Below are 3,837 nucleotides of genomic sequence, written 5' to 3'. Positions count from 1 at the left end.
GCCGGTGACCAGGCCCTTGACCGCGCGCTCCATCTGCTGCGGGGTGCGCGGCGGCTCCACGGCGATGGTCGGCACCTCGTGCGGCACCGCGCCGTAGGACTGCAACTGCTCGCTCAGCGCCCCGGCCTGCTCCTTGGTGCGCGGGACCAGCACCCGCCAGCCGAAAAGCGGCTTGGTCTCGTACCAGGACAGCTCGGAGCGGCGTTCCACCACCGAACCCACGACCACCACGGTATCCGTGGAGACCGCGGCCGCGGCGGACTTGACCGGCTCGGCCTTGAGCGCGGCGGCGATCCGGTCCAGCGTGCCGGTGACGGTGCGCTGCGAGGTGAGCGAGCCGTCGATGGTCACCGCGACCGGGGTGCTGCCCGGACGCCCGGCGGCCAGCAGTTCTGCGGCCACCTCGTCGATGCGGTCGCCGATGCCCAGCAGCACCAGGGTGGAGCTGGCCGCTCCGGCCTCACCGAGCTGCCGGTGCCAATCGGACCAGGCGGTGAAGTCGGCGTTTCCGTCCGGACGCGGGGCGGACAGCAGCCGCACGTCGCCGATCGAGCCCTTGGTCAGCGGAATGCCCGCGAAGACCGGGACGGCGGTCGCGCGGGCGAGCCCGGGCACCACCTCGAACGGCAGGCCGGCCTTGGCACACGCGGCGGCCTCGGCCTCGAAGGAGCCGAAGAGGCCGGGATCGCCGTCGAGCAGGCGGACCACCGACTTGCCGTCACGCACTGCGGCGGCGACCTCGTCGATGCAGGCCAGCGGGTGTGCGCCGGCGGCGATGCCCGGCACGGCGGCCGCGTCGGCCGGATCCGGCAGCTCGTCCGCGGGCGTGGCGAGCCCGAGCTCGATGACCTGGACCCGCTCGTGGCAGCGCGGCTCGAAGCGGGCGCGCAGCCGGGAATCGACGACGAGCACGTCCGCGTCCGCGAGCAGCGCGGCCGCCCGGACGGTCAGCAGATCGGGGTCGCCAGGCCCGGCGCCGACGAAGCTGACCCGGGCGCGGGTCGCGGCGCTCGAGCGCTGCGGTTCGGCCTCGGTGTCCTGATCCACCAGCGCGTCCGCCGCCTCGCCGAGCAAGACGCCGCCGATGGTGCCGTTGAGCGGTACGCCGTTCTTCGCGGCGCCGTTTGCAACGGAGCCGTTTGAAACAGAGCCGTTCAACACAGCGAGGTCGGAGTCCTCGGTGGTGCGCGGTTGGGTGTGCGGTACCGCGGTCTGCGTTGCTACCGACCCGGTCGTGATAGTCACGGCTGCTTCCCCATCAGTCCTGCGGCGCCCTCAGCGAGCATCCGAGCGGCGAGCTCGCGCCCGAGCCGCTCAGCCTCCTGCGGGCTTCCGGTGGCGGACATCCTTATCGACCGAGGCACGCCCGAGGTCACCACCTCGGTCACCGTCCCGGTCAACTGCAGTTCGTGCGCCGAGGCGACGGCATAGCCGCCGACCGGTGCGGAACACCCCGCTTCGAGCGAGGCCAACAGCGCCCGCTCGGCCTTGACCGCGGCCCGGGTGGGCCGGTGGTCCAGCGCGGCGAGCTGTCCGATGAGCTCGCCGTCCGCGGCCCGGCACTCCACCGCGAGGGCTCCCTGTCCGGGAGCCGGCAGCAGCGCGGCCGGGTCGAAGTAATCGGTCGCCTCGCCGATCCGGCCGAGGCGGTTGAGACCGGCGTAGGCGAGCACGACGGCGTCGAGCTCGCCCTTGGTCACGTAGCCGACGCGCGTGTCCACGTTGCCGCGCACGGCGAGGATCTCCACGTCCTGGCGCAGCAGCCGCAGCTGGGCGGCCCGGCGTGGCGAACCGGTGCCGACCCGCGCACCGGCCGGCAGGTCGGCGAACTTGAGCTGGTCGCGGGCGACCAGCACGTCCCGCACGTCCTCGCGCTCCGGCACCGCGGCCAGCGCGAGGTCGGCCGGCTCTGCGGTCGGCAGGTCCTTGAGCGAGTGCACGGCGAAGTCCACGCGGCCGTCCAGCAGCGCGTCACGCAGCGCGTTGACGAAGACCCCGGTACCGCCGATCTGTGTCAGCGCCTCCTTGGAGACGTCGCCGTAGGTGGTGATCTCCACCAGCTCGACCTGACGCCCGGTGGCCTCGGTGACCGCGTGCGCGACCAGTCCGGATTGCGCGAGGGCGAGTTTGGAGCGTCTGGTTCCCAGCCGCAGTGTTCCCACCCGCAGTGGCTGACCGGTCATACGGTGCCTTCTTCTCTGGCCGGGTCCGCGTCGCCGGGCTCGGCCGCTTCGTCGGCCAGGACCGGTTCAGCCCGGCTGACCGCGGCGGGCGCGGCCGGGTCGAGGTTGAACAGCTCTCGCAGCGCCACCGCGTACGAGGTGCCGCCGGGGTCCGAGGCCAGCTGCTTGACCCGGACCGTGGGCTCGTGCAGCAGCTTGTCCACGACGCGCCGCACCGTGTTGGCGACCTCGGCGCGCGCCTTGGCGTCGAGCTCGGGCAGCCGGCCGTCGAACCGGGCGAGTTCCGCCTCGACGACGTCGGCGGCCATACCGCGCAGCGCGGTGACGGTCGGGCCGACGGTCGCGGCGCGCTGGGCCGCGGCGTAGGCGACGACCTCCTCGGCCACGATCCTGCGCACCGCCTCGACGCTGCCCGCCTCGACCCGCGCGGCGCCGTCGCGTTCGGCGTCGGCGATCCGCTCCAGGTCGATCAGGGTGACTCCGGGCAGCGCGCCGACCTCGGGCGCCACGTCGCGCGGCAGCGCGAGGTCGACGACGACCCGGGGGCGGGTTCCTCCCGGCGTCGCGGCCGCGTCACCGGCCGGCCCGAAATCGGCCGGCGAGATGACGGTGTCCACGGCGCCGGTGCACGAGATCACCAGGTCGGCGCCGGCCAGGCTCTCGGTCAGCCGGTCAAGGCCCAGCGCCCGGGCGCCGACCGTCTCGGCGAGCCGGCCGGCCCGGTCGGGGGTGCGGTTGACCACGGTCAGGTCCAGGTCCGGGAAGAGGCGGGAGAGCGTGGTCGCGGCGAGCGAGGACATCGAGCCCGCGCCGACCACCACGGCCTTCGCCGGGCGGGCGCCCTCCAGCAGCGGCACCGCGAGGTCGAGCGCCGCGGTGACCAGCGACTGGCCGGCCCGGTCGAGCCCGGTCTCGCTGTGCGCGCGCTTGCCCACCCGCAGCGCGGTTTGTGTCAGGTCATTGACGACCCGTCCCGCCGTACCTTCCGCCTGTCCCGCCGCGAGCGCGCTGCGCAGCTGCCCGAGGATCTGCGGCTCGCCGACCACCATCGAGTCCAAGCCGCAGGCGACGTTGAACAGGTGCTGCACGGCCCGGTTGTCGTAGTGCACGTAGAGGTGCTCGGTGAGCTCCTCGACCGGGATCCCGGAGTGCAGGCTGACCAGATCGGAGAGATCGGCCAGCGCGCCGTGGAAGCGCGTGACGTCCGCGTAGATCTCCAGGCGGTTGCACGTGGCGACCGCTATCGCCTCGGTCACGTGCTCCGTGCCGACGGCATCACCGATCAGCTTCGCGACCCGCTCGGCCGGCAGCGCGGCCTTCTCCAGCAACGGGATCGGGGCGGTGCGGTGGGACAGGCCGACCACCAGCAGGCTCATGCCGGCCTCACTTCGTTGAATTCGTCGTAGCTGTAGCGCGGGATCGGCTCGGTGTCCGCGGTCGGGTCCGCATACCCGGTCGGGCTCGCCGAATCGTCGAATTCGCCCGGATTAACCGGATCCTCGCGCAGGCGCCGTACCGCACGCGCACCACGCAGCGTGCCGGGAGCGGCTTGGTTGGCGGTCTTGCGTTGCTCGTGGAACGCGAGGATCTGCAGTTCGATGGAAAGGTCCACCTTGCGCAGATCCACCCCCTCCGGCACCGTCACCACGGCGGG

General features: G+C 73.2%; 3 protein-coding genes and 1 pseudogene. All 4 read right to left on the bottom strand.

The window, feature by feature from the left end; translation table 11 throughout:
* Positions 1-1,245: bifunctional uroporphyrinogen-III C-methyltransferase/uroporphyrinogen-III synthase (locus tag VFB40_RS24655; protein ID WP_324854672.1), on the bottom strand; the 1,245-nt coding region annotated here is incomplete at its 3' end.
* Complete coding sequence (gene hemC, locus VFB40_RS24650) at positions 1,242-2,183, bottom strand: hydroxymethylbilane synthase (protein ID WP_324854669.1); 942 nt, start codon at positions 2,181-2,183, stop codon at positions 1,242-1,244. The genes VFB40_RS24655 and hemC, both read right to left, overlap by 4 nt.
* A complete protein-coding gene (locus VFB40_RS24645; protein ID WP_324854667.1) occupies positions 2,180-3,559 on the bottom strand; it encodes a glutamyl-tRNA reductase in 1,380 nt (459 codons plus the stop codon). The genes hemC and VFB40_RS24645 overlap by 4 nt, the downstream gene beginning before the upstream one ends.
* Positions 3,556-3,837 (bottom strand): annotated as a pseudogene (locus VFB40_RS24640) (redox-sensing transcriptional repressor Rex); the annotation flags it as partial. The pseudogene VFB40_RS24640 and the gene VFB40_RS24645, both read right to left, overlap by 4 nt.

Source organism: Actinocrinis sp. (assembly GCF_035650855.1).
In the GTDB taxonomy this organism is placed as follows: domain Bacteria; phylum Actinomycetota; class Actinomycetes; order Streptomycetales; family Catenulisporaceae; genus Actinocrinis.
Note: the sequence above shows the minus strand (reverse complement) of the source record. Positions and strands in the feature narration are given on the sequence as shown.

Coding starts and splice junctions, on each gene's coding strand:
- hemC (WP_324854669.1), bottom strand. CDS start 2,183: ATGACCGGTCAGCCACTGCGGGTGGGAACACTGCGGCTGGGAACCAGA.
- VFB40_RS24645 (WP_324854667.1), bottom strand. CDS start 3,559: ATGAGCCTGCTGGTGGTCGGCCTGTCCCACCGCACCGCCCCGATCCCG.